General features: G+C 71.5%; 19 protein-coding genes. 5 read left to right on the top strand and 14 right to left on the bottom strand.

Annotated elements, in window-relative coordinates; genetic code table 11:
• Window positions 1-68 precede the first annotated feature (68 nt).
• The 3 genes from KVF89_RS04970 to KVF89_RS04960 all read left to right on the top strand — a co-directional run bounded on the left by KVF89_RS04970 (window position 69) and on the right by KVF89_RS04960 (window position 2,818).
• Complete coding sequence (locus tag KVF89_RS04970) at window positions 69-1,607, top strand: putative phage tail protein (RefSeq protein ID WP_257423902.1); 1,539 nt, start codon at window positions 69-71, stop codon at window positions 1,605-1,607.
• A 102-nt stretch (window positions 1,608-1,709) separates the two neighbouring features.
• Window positions 1,710-2,180, top strand: a complete 471-nt coding sequence (locus tag KVF89_RS04965) for a DUF5994 family protein (protein ID WP_257423900.1) — start codon at window positions 1,710-1,712, stop codon at window positions 2,178-2,180.
• 128 nt (window positions 2,181-2,308) lie between these two features.
• A complete protein-coding gene (locus KVF89_RS04960; protein ID WP_257423899.1) occupies window positions 2,309-2,818 on the top strand; it encodes a DUF5994 family protein in 510 nt (169 codons plus the stop codon).
• 4 nt (window positions 2,819-2,822) lie between these two features.
• On the opposite strand, the gene KVF89_RS04955 is transcribed toward KVF89_RS04960, so the two are convergent.
• The 10 genes from KVF89_RS04955 to KVF89_RS04910 all read right to left on the bottom strand — a co-directional run bounded on the left by KVF89_RS04955 (window position 2,823) and on the right by KVF89_RS04910 (window position 15,662).
• Window positions 2,823-3,482 (bottom strand): LuxR C-terminal-related transcriptional regulator, encoded by a 660-nt coding sequence (locus tag KVF89_RS04955; protein WP_257423897.1) that lies wholly within the window; start codon window positions 3,480-3,482, stop codon window positions 2,823-2,825.
• A 254-nt stretch (window positions 3,483-3,736) separates the two neighbouring features.
• Window positions 3,737-4,459: a GAF and ANTAR domain-containing protein gene (locus tag KVF89_RS04950; protein WP_257423896.1), complete on the bottom strand. Its 723-nt coding sequence runs from the start codon at window positions 4,457-4,459 to the stop codon at window positions 3,737-3,739.
• Between the two features lie 52 nt (window positions 4,460-4,511).
• Entirely contained in the window at window positions 4,512-5,321 is an 810-nt protein-coding gene (locus KVF89_RS04945; RefSeq protein WP_257423895.1) for an ANTAR domain-containing protein, read from the bottom strand.
• 139 nt (window positions 5,322-5,460) lie between these two features.
• The gene (locus KVF89_RS04940; RefSeq protein ID WP_257423893.1) at window positions 5,461-6,879 is read right to left on the bottom strand and encodes an amidase; all 1,419 of its coding nucleotides are present in this window, start codon (window positions 6,877-6,879) and stop codon (window positions 5,461-5,463) included.
• On the bottom strand, window positions 6,876-9,317 hold the full coding sequence (cutA, locus tag KVF89_RS04935) for an aerobic carbon-monoxide dehydrogenase large subunit (RefSeq protein WP_257423892.1): 2,442 nt from the start codon (window positions 9,315-9,317) through the stop codon (window positions 6,876-6,878). Before cutA ends, KVF89_RS04940 begins: the two co-directional genes overlap by 4 nt.
• A complete protein-coding gene (locus KVF89_RS04930) occupies window positions 9,298-9,852 on the bottom strand; it encodes a (2Fe-2S)-binding protein (RefSeq protein WP_257423890.1) in 555 nt (184 codons plus the stop codon). Before KVF89_RS04930 ends, cutA begins: the two co-directional genes overlap by 20 nt.
• On the bottom strand, window positions 9,849-10,751 hold the full coding sequence (locus KVF89_RS04925; RefSeq protein WP_257423889.1) for an FAD binding domain-containing protein: 903 nt from the start codon (window positions 10,749-10,751) through the stop codon (window positions 9,849-9,851). Before KVF89_RS04925 ends, KVF89_RS04930 begins: the two co-directional genes overlap by 4 nt.
• A gap of 37 nt (window positions 10,752-10,788) precedes the next feature.
• Window positions 10,789-11,622: an IclR family transcriptional regulator gene (locus tag KVF89_RS04920; protein ID WP_257423887.1), complete on the bottom strand. Its 834-nt coding sequence runs from the start codon at window positions 11,620-11,622 to the stop codon at window positions 10,789-10,791.
• A 96-nt stretch (window positions 11,623-11,718) separates the two neighbouring features.
• The gene (locus tag KVF89_RS04915; RefSeq protein ID WP_257423885.1) at window positions 11,719-13,593 is read right to left on the bottom strand and encodes a hydantoinase B/oxoprolinase family protein; all 1,875 of its coding nucleotides are present in this window, start codon (window positions 13,591-13,593) and stop codon (window positions 11,719-11,721) included.
• Entirely contained in the window at window positions 13,590-15,662 is a 2,073-nt protein-coding gene (locus KVF89_RS04910; RefSeq protein WP_257423884.1) for a hydantoinase/oxoprolinase family protein, read from the bottom strand. Before KVF89_RS04910 ends, KVF89_RS04915 begins: the two co-directional genes overlap by 4 nt.
• Before the next feature lie 200 nt (window positions 15,663-15,862).
• Between KVF89_RS04910 and KVF89_RS04905 the strand changes: the two genes are divergently transcribed.
• Complete coding sequence (locus KVF89_RS04905; protein WP_257423881.1) at window positions 15,863-17,173, top strand: uracil-xanthine permease family protein; 1,311 nt, start codon at window positions 15,863-15,865, stop codon at window positions 17,171-17,173.
• 1 nt (window position 17,174) lies between these two features.
• The gene (locus tag KVF89_RS04900; protein ID WP_257423879.1) at window positions 17,175-17,825 is read left to right on the top strand and encodes an SRPBCC family protein; all 651 of its coding nucleotides are present in this window, start codon (window positions 17,175-17,177) and stop codon (window positions 17,823-17,825) included.
• A gap of 34 nt (window positions 17,826-17,859) precedes the next feature.
• Here the strand turns inward: KVF89_RS04900 and KVF89_RS04895 are convergent, their stop codons facing one another.
• The 4 genes from KVF89_RS04895 to KVF89_RS04880 form a co-directional block, all read right to left on the bottom strand.
• The gene (locus KVF89_RS04895) at window positions 17,860-19,137 is read right to left on the bottom strand and encodes a 2-oxo acid dehydrogenase subunit E2 (RefSeq protein ID WP_257423877.1); all 1,278 of its coding nucleotides are present in this window, start codon (window positions 19,135-19,137) and stop codon (window positions 17,860-17,862) included.
• An 11-nt stretch (window positions 19,138-19,148) separates the two neighbouring features.
• Window positions 19,149-21,797, bottom strand: a complete 2,649-nt coding sequence (aceE, locus tag KVF89_RS04890) for a pyruvate dehydrogenase (acetyl-transferring), homodimeric type (protein WP_257423875.1) — start codon at window positions 21,795-21,797, stop codon at window positions 19,149-19,151.
• A gap of 90 nt (window positions 21,798-21,887) precedes the next feature.
• Window positions 21,888-22,796: a LysR family transcriptional regulator gene (locus KVF89_RS04885; protein WP_257423873.1), complete on the bottom strand. Its 909-nt coding sequence runs from the start codon at window positions 22,794-22,796 to the stop codon at window positions 21,888-21,890.
• 112 nt (window positions 22,797-22,908) lie between these two features.
• Window positions 22,909-23,571 carry a lipoyl protein ligase domain-containing protein gene (locus KVF89_RS04880; protein ID WP_257423872.1) on the bottom strand — a complete coding sequence of 221 codons (663 nt, stop codon included), beginning with the start codon at window positions 23,569-23,571 and terminating at the stop codon, window positions 22,909-22,911.
• Window positions 23,572-23,831: the final 260 nt, after the last annotated feature.

The following is a 23,831-nucleotide window of genomic DNA, read 5'->3' as shown; positions in this document are numbered from 1 at the left end:
CGGCCTGCCCTACGGTCCAGGCACCACACTTTCAAAACAGTGTTCTGCATCACAGAACAGGAGTGATCATGTCGCATCACCTCGAACGCCGCCGGCTGCTGGCCGGGACCGCCCTCGCCGGCGGGGCCGCCGCCCTCGGTGTCGTCGCCCAGGCGGGCAGCGCCTCGGCAGTGGTCTCCGCCGCCGACCGGTCCTTCTCGGACCTGGCCGAGATGAAGACCAGGGCGGGCGCCGGCGACGGCGAGATCGGCTACCTCCTCGGCGTGAAGGCCGGCCACCCGGGCAAGGGAGGCGGGCCGTTCCGGTGGAGCGCCGCCAGCACCGCGACCGCGAACGACGCGACGGTCGTGGCGGTGGCCGGAACGGCGACGGGCCGCTGGCTGCGGATCTACGACGCCCTCGACGTCCAGATGTTCGGCGCGGTCGGCGACGGCGTGGCCGACGACACCGCCGCGCTCCAGGCCGCCCGCGACCACCTGAACGCGCTGACCGGTCCGCTGCCCGCGCTCGACTTCCCGGCGGGCGACTACAAGCTCACGACCTCGCCCAACTGGGCGGTCCAGGGCATCGTGGTGCGCTTCCTCGGCCAGGTCTTCCTGACCAACGTCGGTACCGGTGCCTGCGTCGTCATGGACGGTGGTGCGAGCTCCGGCAAGGTCAGCAACGTGACCTGGGGCCAGGTCGGGCAGTGCATCGTCCGCGGCGGCTCGTCCACGGGCGGCGGCTTCTTCGTCCGAGCCGTGCTGCGGTCCAAGATCAAGGGCCGGGTCTACGGCTGCGGCACGGCCGCCGCGGCGCTCCGGGTCGAGTTCGGCATCCTCAACGAGTTCGACATCAACGTGACCCCCGACGAGACCGGGTCGTGGTACCTCGGCGGCAAGCCGGTGTCCGGCTACACGCTGACCCAGCGGGGCGCGGGTGAGCAGACGTCGTACTGCACCTTCGTCACGCCGTCGGTGCAGGCCACCCACTACGGCCTGTACGCCGACCACACCCTGGGCAACGTCTTCCTCGGCGGCGACTTCGAGTACTGCACGGCGAACGGCGCGGTGTTCACTCCGAACGCCTTCGGCAACAAGTTCTTCGGCACCGACTTCGAGGTCAACACCGTCAGCGACATCGACTGCGCCGGCCGCTACAACGAGTTCCACGGCTGCGACTCGAACACGATCATCAACATCACCGGCGGCGACTCCAACCAGCTCGTCGGCGGCAATGTCCAGTCGCTCAACATCACGTCGGGCACCCGGGACACCCTGGTCAGCAGCGTCAAGTACCGGCGCGGGCTGAGCGGCGGTGCGTTGACCGACAACGGCGTCCGCACGCGGCTGCGCGACAACCTCGACCTCGTCACCCAGCGCTATGCCAACGCGGCCCTGACCGCCGTGGCCGCGACGGTGACGGCCAGCCCGTTCACCGTCACCAACGCGACAGCGAACGAGCAGACCGTCGCGGTCAGCGGCGGGACGGTCAGCCAGATCCAGCGTCAGCGGGGCGGGAGCACCTACCCGACGGGCGCGACCAGCGGCGAGTTCCTGCTCAGCCCGGACGACGCACTGGTCATCACCTACAGTGCCGCCCCGACGGTGCGCCGCTATGCGCGCTGACGGGTTCCCTCGGCACCGCTGAGCGATCCGGCCGCCCGGCACCGTCCTCCGGCCCGGCGTACAGTGGGCAGGGACAGCCGCTGCGGCACATCAGGTGCGGCGGTGGGCGCGACGAGAGGCGGCGCCATGGGTGGCCGCAACTTTCCCTATCCCAACCGGTATCCCGACGCGCTCGGTCTCCTGCGGTTGCGCTTGGCGGAGGTGCAGCACCTCGCGCTCGCCGATGGGCTCTGGTTGCCGTACGGCCGGGACCTGATCCGCGAGGGAGCGCACCTGGTCGATGACTTTCCCGCTCACCGTGGCCGCATCGACCGGCTGGCCTACGCACCCGGTGACTGGGACGTGGTCGCGAGCGAGATCTTCACGCGGCACGGACGGGTCAAGGTCGGGTTCCTGCCCCGCAGTCGCGGGCGCGGCGTCGTGCTGCTGCGCCTGCACACCTCCGAGGTGCTGCGGATCCGGATCGCCTGGCCCGACCGGCCGTCGGACCCGCTGGCCGACCCGACCGAGGGGGCCGTCGACCGGGGTGGGCACTCCCGCCGGGCCAGCAGAGCCGGCGGGCCGGCGCGGTAGTCTGGGAGCTGACCGGTCGCGCCGAGGCCTTCATCCCGGACACCCGGGCCGGTCGAGAGGTGGCCGTCATGACGACGCCAGGCACACCCGTCCTTCCCCCACCTGCACGCCGTCCTCCTCGCCTGCGCATGGGCCGCACCATCGGGGTCGACCGGCTGGACGGCGGTTGGTGGCCGCGGAGCCGCGACCTCGCCGTGGAGCTGGCCGATCTCGTCGACCACCTCCCTCGTGAGTACGGCCGAGTCGTCCGGGCGGTGTTCTCGCCGGCGGACTGGGATCCCGCGCCGCGCCGGGTGTCTGTCGCCGGCGGGCAGGTCAAGGTCAGCCCGTTCCCACGGGACGACGCTCATGTCGTCGAGCTGAAGACCTCGGACCGCACGGTCCTCCACCTGCTCGTCGTCCCACCCGGGTTCAGCGAGGACCAGGGCACCGAGGCGCTCCTCGCCGCCGCGACCGCCGGCAACACCCACGCCGCCGGCGACCTGCTCGCGGTCGTGAGCGAGCATCCCGACGTCGATCCTGCCGATCACTGGAAGGACGCCGGCGGCTCCTGGTGGGACGACAGCAGACCCGCCCCCTCCTTCCGAAGCGGCGATCGGTCCGTGACCTCACGCCGGCGGCGGCCAGCGGGGGCGTGACCTCTCAGGCCTGGTGTCGCCAGCCGACCCGGTGGGCGGCGCCCACGGCCGCGAGCTGCGATCTCATCTCGAGCTTGGCGAGGATCGACTTGATCTGGCTGCGGACGGTCGCCTCGACGACCACCCGTGTCCTCGCGATGTCTCGCACCTGTTCCCCCTTCATGAGCAGTCCGAGGATCTCCATCTCGCAGGGGGTCAGCAGGCTCAACCGCAACCGGATCGCGTGCGCCTCCTCGCGCTGGGCGAGTGCGGTGGCGATGACGGCCGCGCGCTGGTCGGGGGTCATCAGCGGTAGGCCGTTGTGGATCCTCCGGGCGGTGGCCACCACCTGGGTGAGTGTGCAGGTCTTGCGGAGGACGCCCTGGGCCCCCTGCCGGACGGCCTCACCCCATTGGGCGGGATCGTTGGACTCGGTGAGGAGTACGACGGCGGCGCCGGATGCCGTCAACGGTGCGATCATGCGCGTGCCGTCGCCGATCCGGCCGAGGTTGTGCTCGAGGAGCACCAGGCGACCGGCGTTGCGCAGTCCGGCCGCGAGGACCGTCGCCATCGACGTGTCCGCGTGGTTGAACTCGACCGGCGTGACGAGATAGCCCTCCTGCTCCAGGGTCAGCGCCAGTGAGTCGGCGAAGAGCATGTGTCGATCGATGATCGTGATGCGCATCGGACGGGTCGCGGAACTCGTCCGTGCGACACCGGCGACCCGCCGGGGTCGGCCGGGAGTGAGGGCTTCGGGAAGCCGTGGAGCCCGAGACGATGAGATGACCTGCTCTGACATGCGACCCCCCAGTGCGCGGTGACGAAGGACTCGCGGGGTCCGGGCGGGTCGGTAGTGATCTGTCTACCACCCGACCCGGTGGCCACACCAGAGGCGTCCGGTCGGGAGGGGAGAGCGGTGGGGCTCGGCGGACGGTGGGATCAGGGACCGGTGAGCTGGTCCGTCGTCAGCGAGCGTTCGACCACGCGGCGCGCGACGTCCTTCACGGCCTGGTTGTTGCGCCGGCTGTAGTCCCGCATCAGGCGGAAGGCCCGGTCGACGTCGATGCCGGCACTCGCTATCAGCACTCCCTTGGCCTGCTCGATGAGGACGCGGTTGTCGAGAGCTGTCTGGAGTTGCTCCGCGAGCAGCCCCGACTGCCGGACCGCACGCTCCTGGAGGAGGCCGATCGTGGCGATGTCGGCCAATGCCTGCCCCAGCGCCACGTCGTCGTCGCTCAGCCGCGAATCGGCCTCGCAGAAGAGGTTCATGGCGCCGACGACCGAGTCCCGCAGACGCAGGGGGATCGCGTGCGCGGACTGGAAGCCGACCTCCGCGAGCGCCGCACTGAACCGGGGCCATCGTGCCCGTGACTGTGCGAGGCCTACGTTGACGACCGCGTGTCCGGTCTCGAGGCAGTCGAGGCACGGACCCTCGTCGTTCTGGAGCTCGAGGAGCTCGAGGAGCTGCGCCTGGTCGCTCGTCGACGCGACCACGTGGAGGACTCCGTGCGCGTCGATGAGGATCACGCCCGCGGCATCGGCGTTGAGGAGCTCGACGCTGCGCTCGGTCAGGGTCGAGAGGAAGTCCAGCGCGTCGAACTCGTCGACGAGCGTGTCGGCGAGCTCGACGAACACGCGGGTCAGTCGTCGTTCACTGGTCATGCCCCACGCTCCTCGCAGGTCTTGACGGGCTCGAGGCCGGTGTCTGTGCCCATCATTCCTCGCTCTCCTCCGGATGAAGGCGAAGTCGGCCCGAGAGGATGTCGCGGGCGATGTTCAGCAGCGGCAGCTCGGCGGCGAAGGCGTGCGCGCGCATCAGCAGGAGCGCTTCGGCCATGCCGACCGACGCCGTGACCGACAGGAAGCCGGTCGCCTGGTGGATGACGGCGCGATAGGCCACCGGTTCGGCCAGCTCGGGGTGCAGGGCGCCGACCGGCCACATCTGGTCCTGGAGGTGGAGGAGCACCACCACGGCCGCGCTGGCGTAGGCGTGAGCCGTCGTCGCCTGGGCGTCGTCGAGACGACCGGACGACGCGCGGTACATGCAGAGGCTGCCGAGCTTGATGCCGCCGACCTGGAGCGGAAGGGCGGTCACGGCCCAGACGCCCGCGGCCACGGCGGCGGGTGCGAACCCCGGCCATCGCGTCAGCGCGGCGCTGCTCAGGTCATCGTGGGCGACCGTGCGGTTCGCGCGGGAGGCGTCCAGACCCGGGCCCTCGCCCAGATCGAGCTGCAGCTCCTCGAGCCGGGAGGCGAGCGGTCCGGACGCCCCGACCACCGCCTGGGGGCCCGCGTCGTTCATGAGTGTCATCCCCGCACCGGTCAGGTCGAGGTTCTCGGCGCAGTCGGAGCACAGCCGGTCGGGGAGCGATCCACCTGCCGGGTCACCGGAACTGATGGCGGCGAGGATCTGCGTCGTCGTCCGCACGCTTCGCCCCTCAGGCCGCAGGAGCAGCCCCGGGTCGAGGCCACCTCGTACCCCGGCGGCACCATGCAGTGAGTAGCCGGGAGTGATCATGTCCACCACCGATCCTCAGCATGTGGTGCCCAGCAGTGACTACGGCGAGCTGGTGCGTGAGATCCGACGGCGAGGACACCTGCAGCCTAGACCTGCCTACTACCTGGGGCTCAGCGGCGTCGCGGCGAGAGTGTGTCGTCGCCGGTCAGGCGAGCGCGACGTCCGGCCTGACGAACTGCGGCTGGCTGATGCCCTGGAACGCATGGCCGATCTCGAGGAGGCGTCGCTCGCCGCGATGGGGGCCGACGAGCTGCATCCCGACGGGGAGGCCTCCGGGGGTGAACCCGGCCGGGACCGCGAGCGCGGGGAGCCCGAGGACGCTGACGTAGTAGCACGACCGCATCCAGTCGAGATAGGTGTCCTGTGCGACCCCGTCGATCACCGGGGGGTACTCGAGGGCCGCGTCGAAGGGCACGACCTGGCTGGTCGGAAGCACCAACGCGTCGTAGTCGTCGAAGGATGCCGAGAACCGCTGGAACAGCTCACCCTGGAGCCGTTGGGCCCTCGCCACGTCGCTTCCGCTGAGCCCGAGCCCCTGCTGGACGTTCCAGGTGAGGCTCGGCTTCAGGTCCGCGGGATGGGTGGCCAGCAGCTCCCCGAAGGTCGCCTGGAACTGCCAGGCCCGCAGGATGCGGAAGCACTCCTCGGCGCCGGAGAAGTCGGGCTCGACCTCGATGACCTCGCACCCCAGGTCCTCGAAGAGCCGCAGCTGCCGGCGGATCACCTCGATGACCACGCCCTCGACGGGCACCGCGCCGCCGAGGTCGGGCGACCACGCGATGCGCAGTCCGGTGACATCGCGGTCGAGCGGTGCGGCGAAGACGGCCGGGTCCTCGCTGATCGTCAAGGGGACCCGGTCGTCGGGCCCCGCGATGACGCTCAGCATGAGGGCGAGATCCTCGACATTGCGCGCCATGGGGCCCTGGACCGTGAGGGTCTGCCAGGGCAGCGGGGCGGGGTGGATCGGTACCCGGCCGGGCGAGGGCCGCAGGCCGACGACATTGCAGAAGGAGGCCGGGTTCCGCAGCGAGCCGCCCATGTCGCTGCCGTCGGCGAGCGGCTGCATGCCGCCGGCCAGGCTGGCGGCCGCGCCCCCGCTCGACCCGCCCGCGGACCGGGTGAGGTCGTACGGGTTGCGGGTGGTGCCGAAGAGGTTGTTGAAGGTGTGCGAGCCGGACGCGAACTCCGGCACGTTCGTCTTCCCCAGCCGTACGACGCCCGCGGCGCGCAACCGGGCGACGATCAGCTCGCTCTCGGCCGGCCGGTTGGCGGCGTGGATCGGCGACCCGTACGTCGTGGGGAAACCCGCGGCGTCGTGGGTGTCCTTGAACGCCATCGGCAGGCCATGGAGGGGGCCGAGCGAGCGCCCGGCGGCGCGGGCTTCGTCCGCGGCGCGGGCGTCGGCGAGGGTGATCTCGGGATCGAGCGAGACGACGGCGTTGACGGACGGGTTGACCCTGGTCACCTGGTCGAGGTGGGCTCGGGCGACCTCGGTCGCCGAGACCTCGCCGGCCGCCATGAGGCCGACGAGCTCGCGAGCGGTGCGGAAGCAGAGCTCGCTCATCGAGACCGCGCCTCCCGGACGGCGTCGTGCAGGACGCTCGGGTTGAGCGGGACGTGCCACAGGGGGCCGATCCCCTCGGGCGCGAGCGCGTCCTGGATGCCGGAGGCGATCACCGCGGCGACCGGGATGGTGCCCGCCTCACCGGCCCCCTTGGCGCCGATCGGGTTGAGCGGCGTCGGCGTCTCGAGGTGGTGCATCTCCATGTGGGGGACCTCGGTCGCGTAGGGCATGAGGAACTCCATGAAGCTGGCGTTGCGCAGGTTGCCGTTGGCCTCGTACTCGAGCTTCTCGTAGAAGGCACCACCCATGCCGGAGGCGACACCGCCGGCGATCTGGCCCTCGACGATCATCGGGTTGATCATCTTCCCGCAGTCGTGGACGATCACGTAGCGCTTGACCTGGAGGTCGTAGCTGACCGGGTCGACCTCGACGATCGCGGCATGGACGCCGTAGGCCCAGGTGGCGTGCGGCGGGCTGTAGAACTGCTCGGTCTCGATACCGGGACGCGAGTCGCCCTGCAGTGGCGGGCCGTCTCCCTTGCTGGCGGGCGCGAACTGGGTGGCGATCTGCGCGGCGTCGTTGAAGGCGTAGCGCAGCGGGTTCGAGACGGTGGCGATGGCGGCGAGCGGGATCGTCGTCGCGGTGCCGCGGACGCCGGCGGCGCCGTCCTTGAGCTCGATGTCGGCGGGGTCGACCTCCAGCATGTTGGCGGCGATCTCGAGGACCCGCTCGCGGGCCTTGACCGCGGCCTTGTGGATCGCGCTGCCGCTGACCACCATCGCGCGGCTGGCGAAGGTCGCCACGCCCCAGTCGTAGACGCCGGTGTCGCCCTCGACCACGATGACGTCGTCGACGGCGACGCCGAGCTGGTCGGCGACGAGCTGGGCCATCGATGTTGCGTGGCCCTGGCCCTGGGTGGTCAGGCCGGTGTTGACGTAGACCTTGCCGGTGATCGGGTGGATGCGCACCCGACCGCCCTCGTAGGGGCCAAGGCCGGTGCCCTCGACGTAGAACGACAGCCCGAGCCCGAGCCAGCGGCCCTCGGCCCGGGCGCGCTCCTGCTCGGCGCGGAACGCCGGGAGGTCGAGCTCCTTCTCCAGCAGCGCCAGCGCGGCGCCGTACTGGCCGGAGTCATAGGTGACCGGCAGGCCGTCGGCGAAGATCAGCCCCTCGCGCTTGTAGGGGAACTCGTCGTCGGCGATCAGATTGCGCCGGCGGATCTCGAAGCGGTCGATGCCGAGCTCCTCGGCGAGCTGGTCCATCGCCCGCTCCAGCGCGAAGTTGGCCTGCGGGCGTCCACAGCCGCGGTACGGCGTCACCGGCACCGTCGGCGTGTAGACACAGCGGAACTCCACCTCGATGTTCGGGATCCGGTAGGGACCGGCGATCGCGGTCGAGGCGACCTGCGCGACGGCGATGCCGTAGGGGATGAAGGACCCGGTGTCGTGGAGGAAGACGTCGCGCAGGCCGATCACCTCGCCGTCCTTGGTCGCGGCCAGCTCGATCTCGTGGATCTGGGTCCGCTCGTGCGACATGTGCACGAAGTTCTCGGAGCGGTCCTCGATGTACTTCACCGGCCGGCCGAGCTGCATCGCCGCGAGTGGCACGAGCACCTCGTTGGCATAGGGGAAGTGAATCTTGGGCCCGAAGCCACCACCCACGTCGGGCGCGATGACGCGCACCTTGTCCTCGTCGAGGTCGAACAGCGACGAGAGCGCGCCGCGCAGCCCGATCGGCGCCTGGGTGCCGTCCCACACGACCAGCTCGCCGGAGACCGGGTCCCAGCGCGCGGCCGTGGCCAGGCACTCCATGGGGGCGCCGGTGCTGCGGTCGACCTGGACCCGGATCTTGGTGTGGTGCTCGGCCCTCTCGAACGCCGCGTCGGCGTCGCCGCAGTGCTGCACGAGGGACGCCGCGATGTTGCCCGGGACGTCGGGGTGGACGAGCGGTGCGCCGTCCTCGACGGCCCGTTCCATGTCGACCTCCACGGGGAGCGGCTCGATGTCGACCGAGATCCGGCTGACGGCGTCCTCGGCGACGTAGCGGTCGACGGCGACGACGAACGCGATCGCCTGACCGACGTAGTAGACGTCGTCGCGGGCCAGCGGGCGCTGCGTCCGCCCGTGGGTGATGCACGGGTGCGGGATCAGCAGCGGCATCTCGCGGTCGAGACCGCCGATGTTGTCGCAGGTGTAGACCGCGAGGACGCCCGGGACCCGTTCGGCATCGGTGGTGTCGAGCGCGACGATCCGGCCGCGGGCGATGGTGCTGCGCAAGAAGGCGCCGTGGACGCAGCCCTCCAGGGGGATGTCATCGACGTAGCGTCCCTGGCCGCGCAGCAGCCGCGGGTCCTCGTTGCGTCGTACCCGGGCGCCGGTGTGGACCATCGGCGGCGCGTTGTCAGCCTGCTCAGGCTGTTCAGCCTCGCGTCGGGACATCGGCCTGCTCCTTCGCGTCGCGGATGGTCTCGGCGGCCTGGCGGGTGGCGGCGACGATGCCCTGGTAGCCGGTGCAGCGGCACAGGTTGCCGGCGATCCGCTCCCGGATCTCGGTGTCGGAGGCATCGGCGACGTCGGGGTCCTCGTCGAGGAGGGCGGTCACCGACATGAGGAAGCCGGGCGTGCAGAAGCCGCACTGGAGGCCGTGGCAGTCGCGGAACGCCTCCTGGACCGGGCTCAGCGAGCCGTCCGGGCCCTCCAGGTCCTCGACCGTGCGCACGGTGGCGCCGTCGAGCTGGACGGCGAGGGTCAGGCAGCTGCGCGCCGCCCGGCCGTCGATGTGCACGGTGCAGGCACCGCACACGCCGTGCTCGCAGCCGACGTGGGTGCCGGTCAGGCCGAGGTGGTGGCGCAGGAAGTCGCTGAGGAGCAGCCGGGGGCTGACGGAGGCCTCGACCGGGCGGCCGTTGACGACCAGGGAGATGTCGAGGGTGGGGTCGTCGTTCACCGGCGACCGGTACGTCGAGGACGTCATGAGGTGACCTCTCGGGAGGTTCGTGCGGTGGCTCGTTCGGTGGCTCGTTGCAGGGAGGTGCGGAGTGCGCGCTCGACCAGGCCGACCAGGAGGTCGCGCCGGTAGGCGCTGGAGCAGGACTCGTCGTCGGGGACGGTGACGACGTCGGCGGCGAGCTGGGCGATCTCGCGGATCCGGGACGGGTCGGCGGCGCCGTCGAGCAGGGCGTCCTCGACGGCGACCAGCCGGACCGGTGTGGTGGTGACGCCGCAGGCGGCGAGCTGCCCCCACGCGATCGTGCCGTCCTCGGCCAGGGTGAGCGTGGCGGCGACCCCGGCGAGGGCGAAGTCGCCGTGCCGGCGGGCGAACTCGGTGAAGCACCAGCCGGTCCGCTCGGGCAGCACGGGGAACCGCACCTCGGTCAGGATCTCGTCGGGCTCCAGCGTCGTGGACAGGATGAACTCGAAGAGGTCCTGGGCGTCGATGGTCCGGGCGCCGCCCGGCCCGTGAGCGACGACCTCGCCGTCGAGACAGAGCAGCAGGCACGGCAGCTCGGCCGACGGGTCGGCGTGGGCGATGCTGCCGCCGACCGTGCCGCGGTTGCGGATCACCGGGTGGGCGACGTGGTGCAGGGTCTCCCGGATCAGCGGGTTGGCCGCGTGCACCGCGTCGTCCAGCTCCAGGTCGCGCTGCCGGGTCCGGCCGCCGACGTGGATCCAGTCCCCGTCGACCCGGACATCGGCCAGTCCGGGGACCAGCCGCAGGTCGATGACCGCCTCCGGGTTGGACAACCGGAAGTTGAGCGTCGGGACCAGGCTCTGCCCGCCCGACAGCACCACCGTGTCCGCGTACTCGACCCGGGCGGCGACCGCCTCCTCGATCGAGCGCGGCAGGACGTACTCGAACCGTGACGGCTTCATGCGCGCTCTCCTGCTCCGGCCGGCACGTCGCCGCGGGTCAGCTCCGCTGGACCACCTTGGCGTGCCGCAACGGCTGCCAACCCAGTCCGAGCGAGAGCGTCTGCGCGACGCGCTGCACCAGCTCGACGATCTGCTCCTGCTTGTCGCCGGTCAGGCTGGACCGGCGCGAGACCGCGCAGATGCAGGCCTCGACCTGACCCTCGTCGTCGAAGACCGGCGCCGCCACCGAGCCCGTGAAGGACTGGACGTCGCCGACCGTCACGGCGTAGCCCTGCTCGCGCACCTCGGCCAGTCGCTCGCGCAGCTCGTCGGGGTCGGTGACCGTCGCCGGGGTGAGCGAGATCAGCGGCTCGGAGAGGTAGCGGTCGACGAACTCCGGCTCGGCGTTGGCCAGGAAGACCCAGCCCTTGGAGCCGCAGTGGAGCGGGAAGTGGTGACCGTACGTCGTCCGCGTGATGACCTCCTTGGAGGCCGCCTCGCGCGAGAAGAGCACCACGGTCGTGTCGCCGCTGCGCTCGACCAGCTGGAGCACCGAGGTGGGCACCAGACTGGACTCGCGGGTCAGCAGCGGCACCGCGAGCTCCATCAGCCGGTGGCCCACCAGGTAGGTGCTGCCCAGCAGCCAGGTCTTGCGCCCGATGTGGAAGTTGCCCCGCTCGTCGCGGCTGATGAACTCGTCGGCCTCGAGCTGCGCCAGCGTCCGCTGCAGCGTCGCCCACGAGATGCCCAGCTCCTCGGACAGCTCGGTCGTCCGCATCGGCCGCTGGGCGACCACGTCGAGGACCCGGAGCGCCCGGGACACTCCCTGCAGAGTGGGCGATGAGGCCTCGGCCGCCGCTGCGCTGCCGGTCCGGCCCTTCTTCTCGGCCACGACCACCCTCCCTTCGTAGCTCGTGAGGCTGATCCCACACTACCCAGGTCACGTCGCTCATCGGCACCTCCTCCGGCGCGGTCGGTCCCATGCTCCTCAGGACCGCCCGGCGAGGCAGTCGTCGGGGTCGGTCCACCCCTCCGGCCAGCGCACGCCGCCGTCGGCCTTGATCCGGTCGAAGTGCTCACCACGGTCGAACATCGCGACGTCGCCGCGCTCTGCGGTGAGCTTGGCGCGCAGGTCCTCGGTCCCGGCCGCGTCGACGCTCAGGCCGGGGCCCTCGCCGACGAGCCGGACGCCGTAGCGGCCCTCGGCGGTGGCCAGCGTGACATTGCCGCACAGGACGTCGTACCGGACGGTCTCGGGGTCGCGGGCCAGCGGATCGCCCCAGCCGCCACCACCCGTGGTGCAGAGCCGGACGACGTCGCCCGCGCGGACCGGGACGTTGTCGACCATGCCGTCGAGCACCTCCTCGGTGCCGTCGGCGCGCTGCAGCAGGATCGAGTAGTTGCCGCCGGCCCGGCCGCCGTTGACCCCATAGGGGTTGAGGTCGGTGCGGTCGGCGTTCGACAGGAGCATGCAGTCCTTGAGCGCGCGGATCCGCTTGTCGTACCCGAGACCGCCGCGGTGCTTGCCCGCGCCGCCGGAGTCCGGCCGCAGGGCGAGCTGCTCGACCAGCACCGGGTAGCGCTGCTCGGAGAACTCCGCCGGGAGGTTCCGCGAGTTGGGCACGATGTGGACGACGTCGCTGCCGTCGGCCCACGGGCGACCGGGACCGCCGCCGCCGAGCACCTCGCGGAACAGGCTGAGCTTCCCCTGCTCGTCGCGGCTGTGCATGCCCCAGATCCGGATCGTCTCGTGGTCGGCCGGCATCTGGCCGCCGGTCGCCTTGGCGAGCGCGCCGGCGAAGATGCCGAGTGAGCGCAGCAGGATGAAGAACCGCAGGCCGGTCGGCCGCCCGAAGTGCGGCGTCACGAGTGTGCCCTTCTCGGGGAAGACCACGTCGATGACGTCGAGGGCGCCCTCGTTGATGTCGATCTCGGCGGCCCGCTCGGGCGAGCTGGCCAGGCAGCGCAGCACCGGCGCCATCCACTTGCGGACGAATCGGCCCTCGCAGTAGTCGATCGCCCAGTTGATCGGGCCCTCGGCCTCGGGGTCGGTGCCACTGAAGTCGAGCGTGATCTTGTCGGCGGTCTTGGTCATCGTGACCCGCATCGCGAAGAGCTGACGGGTGAAGCCGTCGCACTCGATGTAGTCCTCGAACGTGTAGACGCCGTCCTCGATCTTCGGGAACAGCTCCTCGCGGATGGTCCGCGCACAGTTCTCGATGATCCCGTCGAAGCCGGCCTCCAGGGTCTCGATGCCGTAGCGCTCGGCGAGCTCGACCAGGCGGCGTGAGCCGAGCTGACAGGCGCCGATCTCGGAGTCGATGTCGCCACGCAGGTGCTCGGAGAGGCGCGAGTTGCGCTCGATGATCCGGAAGCCGGTCTCGTTGAGCACGCCGCGGTCATAGAGCTTGATCGGCGGTACGACGAGCCCCTCGCCCCACTGGTCGTGCACCTGCACGGGGAGGCTGCCGGGCACGCAGCCGCCGACGTCGTCGTGGTGACCGAAGACCTGGCTGAAGCCGATCAGCCGCTCGCCGACGAAGATCGGCACGGTCGTGCACAGATCCGGCACGTGTCCGCAGGACCCGGCGCTGTTGTAGGGGTCGTTCCAGAAGAAGACGTCACCCGGGTTGATGTCGTCGCCGAAGAACTCGAAGACGGGCTCGATCAGGCTGCCGTAGGAGCGACCGGTGAGCTTGCGCCCGCGGGCGTCGTACAGGCCGACGCGGTAGTCGTGCTGGTCGCGGATCATCGGCGAGCGGGCGGCGCGCTCGACGGCCGCCTCGATCTCGACCTCGGCCGAGCGGATCGTCCCGGTGATGACCTCGAGCTCGATCGGCCCCAGCTTCCTGGTGGTGTTCACGCGTCCTTCCTTTCGCTGAGGATGTTGCCGAAGTGGTCGACGGTGGCGTCCCAGCCGGTGGGGACGACGTAGGTGGAGCCGTACTCCTCGACGATCGCGGGCCCGGCGACCGAATCGCCGTCGCCGAGGGCCGCCCGGTCGTATGTCGGGCAGTCGATCCAGCCGGTCGAGCGCCAGTAGACGGAGCGGGTGCCGGTGGGCACGGGCGTCCCGCCGCCGCTGCGCGGCGCGGTCGCCAGCGTCGGGCGGTGCAGCTCGCCGAGTGCCTGGACGCGCAGCGCCACGACCTCGACCTGCTGCTCGCCGGCGTAGGAGAAGCCGTAGACCCGGTTGTGCTCCTCGTGGAACGCCGCCTCGATGGCGCGGACGGCGTCGTCGCCGGAGAGGTCGTCGATGACGACGGAGACCTCGTAGCCCTCGCCGACGTAGCGGAGGTCGGCCCCGCGAACCAGCGAGACCTGCTCGGTCGGCACTCCCTCGGCGCGCAGCTCGCCGCGGCCGGCGGCCTCCAGCTCGAGCCAGACCTTCTCGATCTCGTCGACGACGGTGGCGTCGTTGCCGGCGTCGAGGTCGCGGACCAGCGTGCGCACGTAGTCGCGCTTGACGTCGGAGACCTGCAGCCCGAAGGCGGACAGGTTGCCCGGCGTCGGCGGCACGAGGACCCGCCGCATGCCGAGCGCCTCGGCGACCTCGTTGGCCAGCAGTGGGCCGGCGCCGCCGAAGGCGACGAGGGCGTAGGCGCTCGGGTCGCGGCCCTTGAGCGTGGAGACCTGCCGGATGCCGGCCACCTGGCCGATCACCGCCACCTCCAGCACCCCGGCCGCGGCCTCCTCGGCGCTGAGGCCGAACTGGGTGCCGAACCCGGTGAAGGCGCTGCGGGCGGCATCCTTGGCGAGACTCAGCTCGCCGCCGACGAGCGCGTCGGGCAGTCGTCCGAGGATCGCCGCCGCGTCGGTCACGGTCGGCGCGGTGCCGCCGCGGCCGTAAGAGATCGGACCGGGGTAGGCGCCGGCGCTCTTGGGGCCGACCTTGAGCGACTCGCCCGGGCCCTGCCAGGCGATCGAGCCACCGCCGGTGCCGACGGTGGCGATGTCGATCATCGGCACCTTGACCGGGTAGTTCTCGATCACGGTCTCGCTGGTGAGCCGGATCTTGAGGTCCTCGATGAGGGCGACGTCGGTCGACGTGCCGCCGACGTCGAGGGTGATCAGGTCCCGGACACCCGCGCTGCGGGCCGCCTCGATCGCGCCGAGGACGCCGCCGGCCGGGCCGGAGAGCAGCATCGTGACGGGCTTGTCGCCGGCCGTCTCGGCCGAGACGACACCCCCGTTGGACTGCATGATGAGGAAGGGCCGGCCGCCGGTGACCTTGTCGAGGTCGCGCTGCGCGGCGCCGAGGTAGGTCTTGCAGTAGGGCTTGACCATCACGTCGATCAGGGTGGTCATCGCCCGCTCGTACTCGCGGTACTCGGGCAGCACCACCGACGAGAGCGACACGAAGAGGTCGGGGAACTCCTCGGCGAGCATCTGGCCGATCTCGCGCTCGTGCTTGTCGTTGGCGTAGGCGTGCAGCAGGCAGACGCCCAGCCGGTTGACGCCGGCGGCGACCAGCTCGGCAGCGGCGGTGCGCACGGACCCGAGGTCGAGCGGCTCGAGCACCGTGCCGTCGTACGCGAGGCGCTCGGGGACCTCGCGCACCAGGTGCAGTGGGACGATCCGGGGCGGCTTCACCCAGAAGTACGAGTTGCCGTAGCCGTCGGGCACCGACTGGCGCGCGATCTCGATGAGGTGTCGGAAGCCGGTCGTGACCAGCAGTCCGATGCCGTCGAACTCGTGCTCCAGGACCGCGTTCGTCGCTGTCGTCGTGCCGTGGATGACGAGCTCGATCTCCTCCGGCGTCTTGCCCGCCGCCTCGAGCACCTTGGCCACGCCCTCGAGGAGGGCGCGACTGGGGTCCTCGCGGTTGCTCGGGGTCTTGACCGCGAACAGCTCCCCGGAGGAGGCGTCGACCCCGATCACGTCAGTGAAGGTCCCGCCGGTGTCCACCGAGACCCTGAACGAACCTGTCATGTCTGCTGCTCCTATCCGCTGAGCGAATACTGACTTCGCTGAATGAAGTAGATCCCTCGATCCAGATGCTGTCAAGAGGGTCGAGGCTGCGGAGAATTCTTTTGCCGAGCGGCTCTTGACAACCCGGGTGAAGCAGGGACTTACTTGGCGAATATTCGTAGGCCGTATCCGGTGAACGGATACACATCCGAGGAGCCTCCATGGCACTGCTCAGTTGGTCCCTGCACGGGGACGGCAAGAAGGTCATCCCGGGACGCGTGGTCACGCCCGACGAGCGGCTCGCATGGCCGCGCATGGCGGGACTCGGCGCCCAGCACGTCATCGCCATGTTCAGCGCGACGACGTTGGTCCCCGTCCTCACCGGCTTCCCGGTGAGCACCACCCTGTTCTTCAGCGGCATCGGCACGCTGCTGTTCCTGGTGATCACCAGGAACAAGGTCCCGTCGTACACCGGGTCGGCGTTCGCCTTCATCGCGCCGGTGCTCGCGGCCCAGGCGCAGGGCGGCTACGCGGCCGCGCTGTGCGGCCTGGTCGCCACCGGCGTGGCCCTCATCGTCACCGGCCTGATCATCAACCGGGTCGGCTACCAGGTCGTCGACCGCATCGCGCCACCCGTGGTCATCGGCACCATCGTCACGATGGTCGGCCTCAACCTCGCTCCCGTCGCCTGGTCCAGCTACCAGGACGACGGCCTGCTCGCCTCGGTCACGCTCGCCGTCGTCGTGCTGGTCAGCGTGCTGCTGCGCGGCTTCATCAGCCGGCTCGCCGTCTTCATCGGTGTCGCCGCCGGCTACCTGCTCGCGGCCGGCCTCGGCCGGGTCGACCTCGACCCGGTGCGCCAGGCGGACTGGCTCGGCTGGCCCGAGTTCACGACACCGACGTTCAGCCTGCAGGCCATCCTGCTCGTCGTACCGGCGGTCCTGCTGGTGCTCGTCGTCGAGAACGCCGCGCACGTCAAGGCGGTCAGCGCGATGTGCGAGCGCAACCTCGACTCCAGCATCGGCAACGCGGTCGTCGGCGACGGCGTGGCGACCACCGTCTCGGGTCTGTTCGGCGGCTCCGGCCAGATCACCTATGCCGAGAACATCGGTGTCATGGCGCTCACCCGGATCTACTCCACCGCGGCCTACATGATCGCCGCCGGCATCGCGATCGCCCTCAGCATCTGCCCGAAGTTCGGCGCTCTCGTCGGCGCCGTGCCGCTCGGGGTCCTGGGCGGCGTCTCCACCATCCTCTTCGGCATGATCGCCTGCATGGGCCTGCGGATGTACGTCGCCGCGGAGGTCGACTTCCGCGACCCGGTCAACCTCACGACGGCCGCCCTCGGCCTCGTCGTCGGTGCCGCGAACTACACGCTCACGCTCGGCGACTACGTCTTCGCGGGCATCGCGCTCAGCGGGGTCGGGACGATCGTCGTCTACCACCTGCTGCGCTTCGCTGCCGACCGCTCCGAGTCGGGCCAGCACGCCGACGTCCCCGATGCCGCCCTCGACGTACCCAAGGAGATCTGAGATGCAGCTCGACCACATGTTCACCGTCCCGGTGACGACGGACCGAGCCTGGGAGGCCCTCCTCGACTTCGAGCGCGTGGCGCCCTGCCTGCCCGGGGCGACCCTGGCGGCGATGGACGGCGACGTCCTCGAGGGGGCGGTGAAGGTCAAGCTCGGTCCGGTGATGCTCAACTACCTGGGCACCGCCACCATCCTCGAGCGCGACGCCGCCAGCCGGGTGATGGTGATGGACGGCCGCGCCAAGGACGCCCGCGGCAACGGTACGGCCGCGGCGCGGATCACCGCCCGCCTCGAGGAGCTCGACGGCGAGAGCACCGCGGTCCACGTCACGACCGAGCTCGACGTGACCGGCCGGCCGGCCCAGTTCGGCCGGGGCCTGATGCAGGACGTCAGCAACAAGATCGTCGGGCAGTTCGCGACCCGGCTGGCCGACGAGCTCATCCGGCCGAGCCGCCCCGTCACCGTGTCGCCGGAGATCGCCGGAGGCGAACGGGGTGTACCCGACGCCGAACCGCCGCGCGTCCGGCCGGTCGACAACGAGCCGCTCGACCTGGGCGGCCTCCTGCCGGTGCCGTCGGCCTCTCAGGTCGCCGTGGGTGCGGTCGGCGTCATCGTCGGCATGATCCTGCAACGTCTCCTCTGGCGCCGCTGATCGGCCGGCCGCCGGCCGGGCGCCCCGGACCACGTCAGAGCGCCAGGCGCCGGACGTCCGCGGTGAGGTGTGCGAGGTGCGCGGTGAAGCGGGCGGCGAGGGCGCCGTCGATGACGCGGTGGTCGTAGGACAGGCACAGCGGCAGCATCAGGCGCGGCACGAACGTCTCGCCGTCCCAGACCGGGGCCGTCTTCGACCGCACGACGCCGAGGATGGCGACCTCGGGGGCGTTGACGATGGGCGTGAAGTGAGTGCCGCCGATCCCGCCCAGGCTGCTGATCGTGAAGGACGCGCCCTGCATGTCGGTGGCGCTCAGCCTGCTCTCCCGGGCGCGCGCGGACAGGTCGGCGAGCTCGCGGCTGAGCTCGAGGATGCCCTTGCGGTCGACATCGCGCACCACGGGCACCACGAGGCCGTCGGGGGTGTCGACCGCGACGCCGATGTGGACGTAGTCCTTGAGCACGAGGTCCTCGCCGGCGAGCGAGCTGTTGACCTCGGGGTGCCGGCGCAGGGCGGCGGCCGCGGCCTTGAGCAGGAAGCTGAGCAGCGTCACGCGGTAGCCGTCGGCACGCGCGGTCTCGTCGAGCTCGCGGCGGTAGGCGTCGAGGTCGGTGATGTCGGCCTCGTCGGCGTGCGTGACGTGCGGGACGTTGAGCCAGGAGCGGTGCAGGTGCGGGCCCGACAGCCTCTTGATCCGGGAGAGCGGCACGGTGCGGACCGGGCCGAACCTGCTGAAGTCGACCTCGGGGACGGCGGGGATCCCGGCGCCGGCTGCAGGCCCCGCGGGGGCGATGCTCCGGGCGTGGTGGGCGAGCAGGTCCTGCTTGGTGACCCGGCCCTTGGCGCCGCTGCCGGCGACCGCGGCGAGGTCGACGTCGAGCTCGCGGGCGAGGCGGCGGACGAGCGGGGTGGCGCGGAGGCCGCCGTCCGGCTCGGCCGCCGGGGGTACGACGGGCTCGGGTGCTGCCACCGGTGCCGGCGCGACGGGCTCCGCTGCGACGGGCTCCGCTGCGGCGGGCGCCGGTGCGGTCGGTGCGGACGCGGCCGGCGGGGAGGGCGCCTCGGGAGCGGCGACCGCCTCGGCGATCGCGATCACACTGCCCTGGCTGACCGTGTCGCCGACGGACACCGACACCGACACGATCGTCCCGTCGACCGGTGCGGGCACCTCCATCGTGGCCTTGTCGGTCTCCAGCGTGATGAGCGGGTCCTCGGCGCGTACGACGCTGCCGGGGGCGACGAGCACCTCGATGACGGGTACGTCGGCGAAGTCCCCGATGTCCGGGACGCGAATTTCCACGGGGCTCTCCATCGTTGCTGTCCTCACGCGTGGGCCGGGTCGGCCCGGTCGGGGTCGATGCCGTACTTCTCGATCGCCTCGGCGACGACGGCGGGGGTGATGACGCCCTCCCCGGCGAGCCGGCGCAGGGCGGCGACGGCGATGAAGTGCCGGTCCACCTCGAAGTGCCGGCGCAGGTTGCGGCGGTAGTCGGAGCGGCCGAAGCCGTCGGTGCCGAGCGCGGTGTAGCTGCCGGGCACGAAGGCGCGGATCTGGTCGGCGTACGCCTTCATGTAGTCGGTCGCCGCGACCACGGTCCCGCTCCGGTCCGAGAGGCACTGCGCGACGTACGACGTCCGCGGCTCCTCCAGGGGATGCAGGGTGTTCCACCGCTCGGCGGCGAGGCCGTCGCGGCGCACCTCGGTGAAGCTGGGCACGCTCCACACGTCGGCCTTGACCTTGAAGTCCTTCGCGAGCAGCTCGGCCGCGGCCAGCACCTCGCGCAGGATGGTGCCGGAGCCGAGCAGGTCGACCTTGGCGGCGCCGCGGCCCTTGCCGGGCTGCAGCAGGTACATCCCCTTGAGGATGCCGTCGGCGACGCCCTCGGGCATCGGCGGGTGCTCGTAGTTCTCGTTCATGAGCGTGAGGTAGTAGAAGACGTCCTCCTGCTCGGCGTACATCCGGCGCAGGCCGTCGGCGACGATGACCGCCAGCTCGTAGGCGTAGGTCGGGTCGTAGGCCACGCAGTTGGGGATCATCGCGGCCTGCAGGTGGCTGTGGCCGTCCTCGTGCTGGAGCCCCTCGCCGTTGAGCGTCGTCCGCCCGGCGGTGCCGCCGACGAGGAAGCCGCGGGCCCGGATGTCGCCGGCCGCCCAGGCGAGGTCGCCGACCCGCTGGAAGCCGAACATCGAGTAGTAGACGTAGAACGGGATCATCGGGGTGTCGCTGCTGGAGTACGACGTCGCGGCGGCGATCCAGGACGACATGGCGCCGGGCTCGTTGATGCCCTCCTGGAGGATCTGGCCGCTGGCGTCCTCCTTGTAGAACATCAGCTGCTCGGCGTCCTCCGGCGTGTAGAGCTGGCCGCTCTGCGAGAAGATCCCGACCTGCCGGAACAGTCCCTCCATGCCGAAGGTGCGTGCCTCGTCGGGGACGATCGGGACGACACGCTTGCCGATCTCCTTGTCCCGCAGGAGCTTGGTGAGGATCTGGACGAATGCCATGGTCGTGGAGATCGCGCGGCCGTTGGAGCCCGCGACCTGGGCGGCGAACGCCTCGACGCCGGGGACCGCGAGTGCCGCCGACGTACGACGTCGGGCGGGCAGGTAGCCGCCCAGCTCCGCGCGACGGGCGTGCAGATACGTGTGCTCGGGGGAGCCCTCGGGGAAGGAGACGTAGGGGAGGTCCAGGAGGTGCTCGTCGGTGACCGGGATCGCGAAGCGGTCGCGGAAGGCACGGAGCGCGGGCTCGGCGACCTTCTTCGCCTGGTGGCTGATGTTCTGCGCCTCGCCGGCGCTCCCCAGGCCGTAGCCCTTGACCGTCTTGGCGAGCACGACGGTCGGGCTCCCGGTGTGGGCCGCGGCGGCGGCGTAGGCGGCGTACACCTTCTGCGGGTCGTGGCCGCCGCGGGTGAGCCGCCAGATCTCGTCGTCGGACCAGTCCGCGACCATCGCGGCGAGCTCGGGGTCGACCCCGAAGAAGTGCTCGCGGACGTAGGCGCCGTCCTTGGACTTGAAGGTCTGGTACTCGCCGTCGACGCACGCCATCATCCGGCGCTTCAACGCGCCGGTGGAGTCCTGGGCGAGGAGCTGGTCCCAGCCGGAGCCCCAGACGAGCTTGATGACGTTCCACCCGGCGCCGCGGAAGACGCCCTCGAGCTCCTGGATGATCTTGCCGTTGCCGCGCACCGGTCCGTCGAGGCGCTGCAGGTTGCAGTTGACGACGAAGACGAGGTTGTCGAGCTTCTCCCGGGAGGCCATCGAGATGGCGCCGAGCGACTCGGGCTCGTCGGTCTCGCCGTCGCCGAGGAAGGCCCACACCTTGCGGCCGGCCGTGTCGGCGAGGCCGCGGGCGTGGAGGTACTTGAGGAAGCGGGCCTGGTAGATGGCCATCAGCGGGCCCAGGCCCATCGAGACCGTGGGGAACTGCCAGAAGTCCGGCATCAGCCACGGGTGCGGGTACGACGACAGGCCGTCCCCGCCGGTCTCCTGGCGGAAATTGTCGAGCTGGGCCTCGGTGAGCCGACCCTCGAGGAAGGCGCGCGCGTAGATCCCGGGGGAGAGGTGGCCCTGGACGTAGACCAGGTCGCCGCCGTGGTCGTCGGCGGGCGCGTGCCAGAAGTGCTGGAAGCCCACGTCGTAGAGCGTGGCCGCGGACTGGAAGCTGGAGAGGTGCCCGCCGAGCTCGGTGGAGTCCTTGTTGGCGCGCAGCACCATGGCGATCGCGTTCCAGCGGATCGCCGAGCGGATCCGGTGCTCGACGTCGCGGTCGCCGGGGTGGACCGGCTCGTCGGCGGCGGCGATGGTGTTGACGTAGGGCGTGGTGGCGACGAAGGGCACCGGCGACCCGAGGCGCTGGGCCTCGTCCATGACCTGGTCGAGCAGGTACTTCGTCCGCGTCTCGCCCTCGAACTCGAGGACGGCCGCGAGTGCGTCACGCCACTCCTGCGTCTCGGCGGGGTCGATGTCGGTCATCCCGGGTCCTGTCGTCGGCAGTGCTGGCGGGCACCATCCTCAGGCCGGGGCGTCCATGCGTCTAATGCCTAGTTTGGATGTCAACGATGTCTACTGCGCATGGATCTGGTGGCTCGTCCGCAGCGCGTGCGCACGGAACGCCGCCGAGGCCGGCGGCAGCGTGCGGTCCCGCACCCAGGCGAGACCGATCTCGCGGGAGGCTCGCACGTCGGTGACCCGCAGGTGCGGTGTCGTGGGGGCCGCGGTGCTGCGCGGCTCGGGCAGGAGGGCGACGCCGAGGCCGGCGGCGACCAGTCCGCGGAGGGTCTCGACCTCCTCGCCCTCGAAGCCGATCCGGGGCAGGAAGCCCACCTCGCCGCACAGCTCCTCGGTGATCGCCCGGAGGCTGAAGCCCTTCTTGAGCACGATGAACTGCTCGTCGGCGACATCCGCGAGGCGCGCCGTACGGCGTCCCGGCGCGGTCCGGCGCCCGGCCAGCCGGTGGTCCGGCGGCACGACGAGCCGGAGCGGCTCGAGGAACAGCCGCCGGCTCTCGAGCTGCGGGTGCTGCGGCCGGTCGCCGGTGACCGCGAGGTCGACCAGGCCGCCGAGCAGGTCGTCGACGAGGCCGGTGTCGCCGTGCTGGCGCAGGTCGAAGCGCACGTGCGGACGCTCGACGCGGAAGCTGCGGATCAGCTCGGGCACGAGCCAGGTCCCGAGCGTGTGCAGGAAGGCCACCGGCACGAAGCCGGCGTCCGGTGCGGTGAGGTCCTGCACGGACCGCACCCCTCGCTCATAGGCGTCGACGGCCTCGCGTGCGTGCCGCGCGAGCTCGCGCCCCGCCGGGGTGAGGACGAGTCCGCGCCCGACGCGCTGGAAGAGCGGCGCGCCGACATCGCGCTCGAGCCGGGCCAGCGCGCGCGAGACCGCCGGCTGGGTCCGGTGGACCCGCGCGGCGGTCTCGGTCACCGTGCTGCCGTCGGCCACCGCCAGGAATGCACGGATCGTGTCGAGCTCCATGACTCCATGCTCTCAGCGCATGGGTCGGCGCGCGTCGTACCGGACGTATCGGTCGTGGATCGGGCGATTTCGCGACCGATACGTCCGGTACGACGCGCGCCCAGCCCCGCCCTCAGGTGCCGAGCAGCTCGCGGAGGACCGCCGCGCGGAGCTCGTCGAGGCGCGGCCCCACCCCCGTGGCGCGGTCGCGGAGGTCGGCACCCGCCCGGCGCCGGTCCTCCTCGCTGAGTGTCACCAGGTCGAGCACGTCGTACGGGTCCCAGTGCTCGTAGGCGATGCACTGGAACCGCGCGCCCGCCCGCGTACGCCGCTGCGAGATCCCCACCAGCTTGCGGCCACCGACGAGCACCTCGCCGGGACCGAGCGCCGCGAAGCACACGAGCCGTCCCCAGGCCGTCTGCTCGAGCCCGCCGCGGTAGAGCTCCGTCTCCAGGCCGAGCGTGGCGAGCGCCCGCTGCCAGGCCTCCCCGAGCCAGTAGACCGACGTCCGGACGTCCTCGCTCCACCGCGGGTCGTGGCGGGGCACCACCACGTCGAGCCACACGCTGCGCGCCGGGTCGACGTACACGGCGCCGCCACCGCTGCGGCGTCGCACGACCTCGACGCCGGCGGCGGCCGTGGCCACGGCGTCGGCCACGGTGTGGTCCTGGGCGCTGCCGAGGACCAGCGCCGGGTGGCCCGGGACGAAGGACCAGACCTCGGCCTGCGTCAGGTCGTCGGGGATCGGACGGGCATGGAAGTCCGCGATCGACCCGGTGACCTCGCGCAGCAGCACGGCATCGGATTCTGCCCGACGGCGCCGGTGGCCAGGGCGTCGCCCCGGGGCCCTCCCCGGCGCCGACCGCGGTGCGGGCACCCCACCCCCCCCAGAAGGGTGGCCCCCCCCCGAGGGGGGGGGGGGGGTGGGGCGGCCGCGGCCCCGGGGCGGGGGGGGGCCGGCGGGCGGGGGCGGGGGCGCCGGGCCGCGCGGCCGCCGCCAGCCCCCCCGCCACCGCGTGAGGGTGGGGGGGGCGGTGGCGGCGGGGTCCGCGGGCG

It is taken from the genome of Nocardioides carbamazepini (assembly GCF_024614185.1).
Classification (GTDB): domain Bacteria; phylum Actinomycetota; class Actinomycetes; order Propionibacteriales; family Nocardioidaceae; genus Nocardioides; species Nocardioides carbamazepini.
The sequence above is the reverse complement of the archived record's forward strand: the minus strand, read 5'-3'. Positions and strand labels throughout refer to the sequence as shown.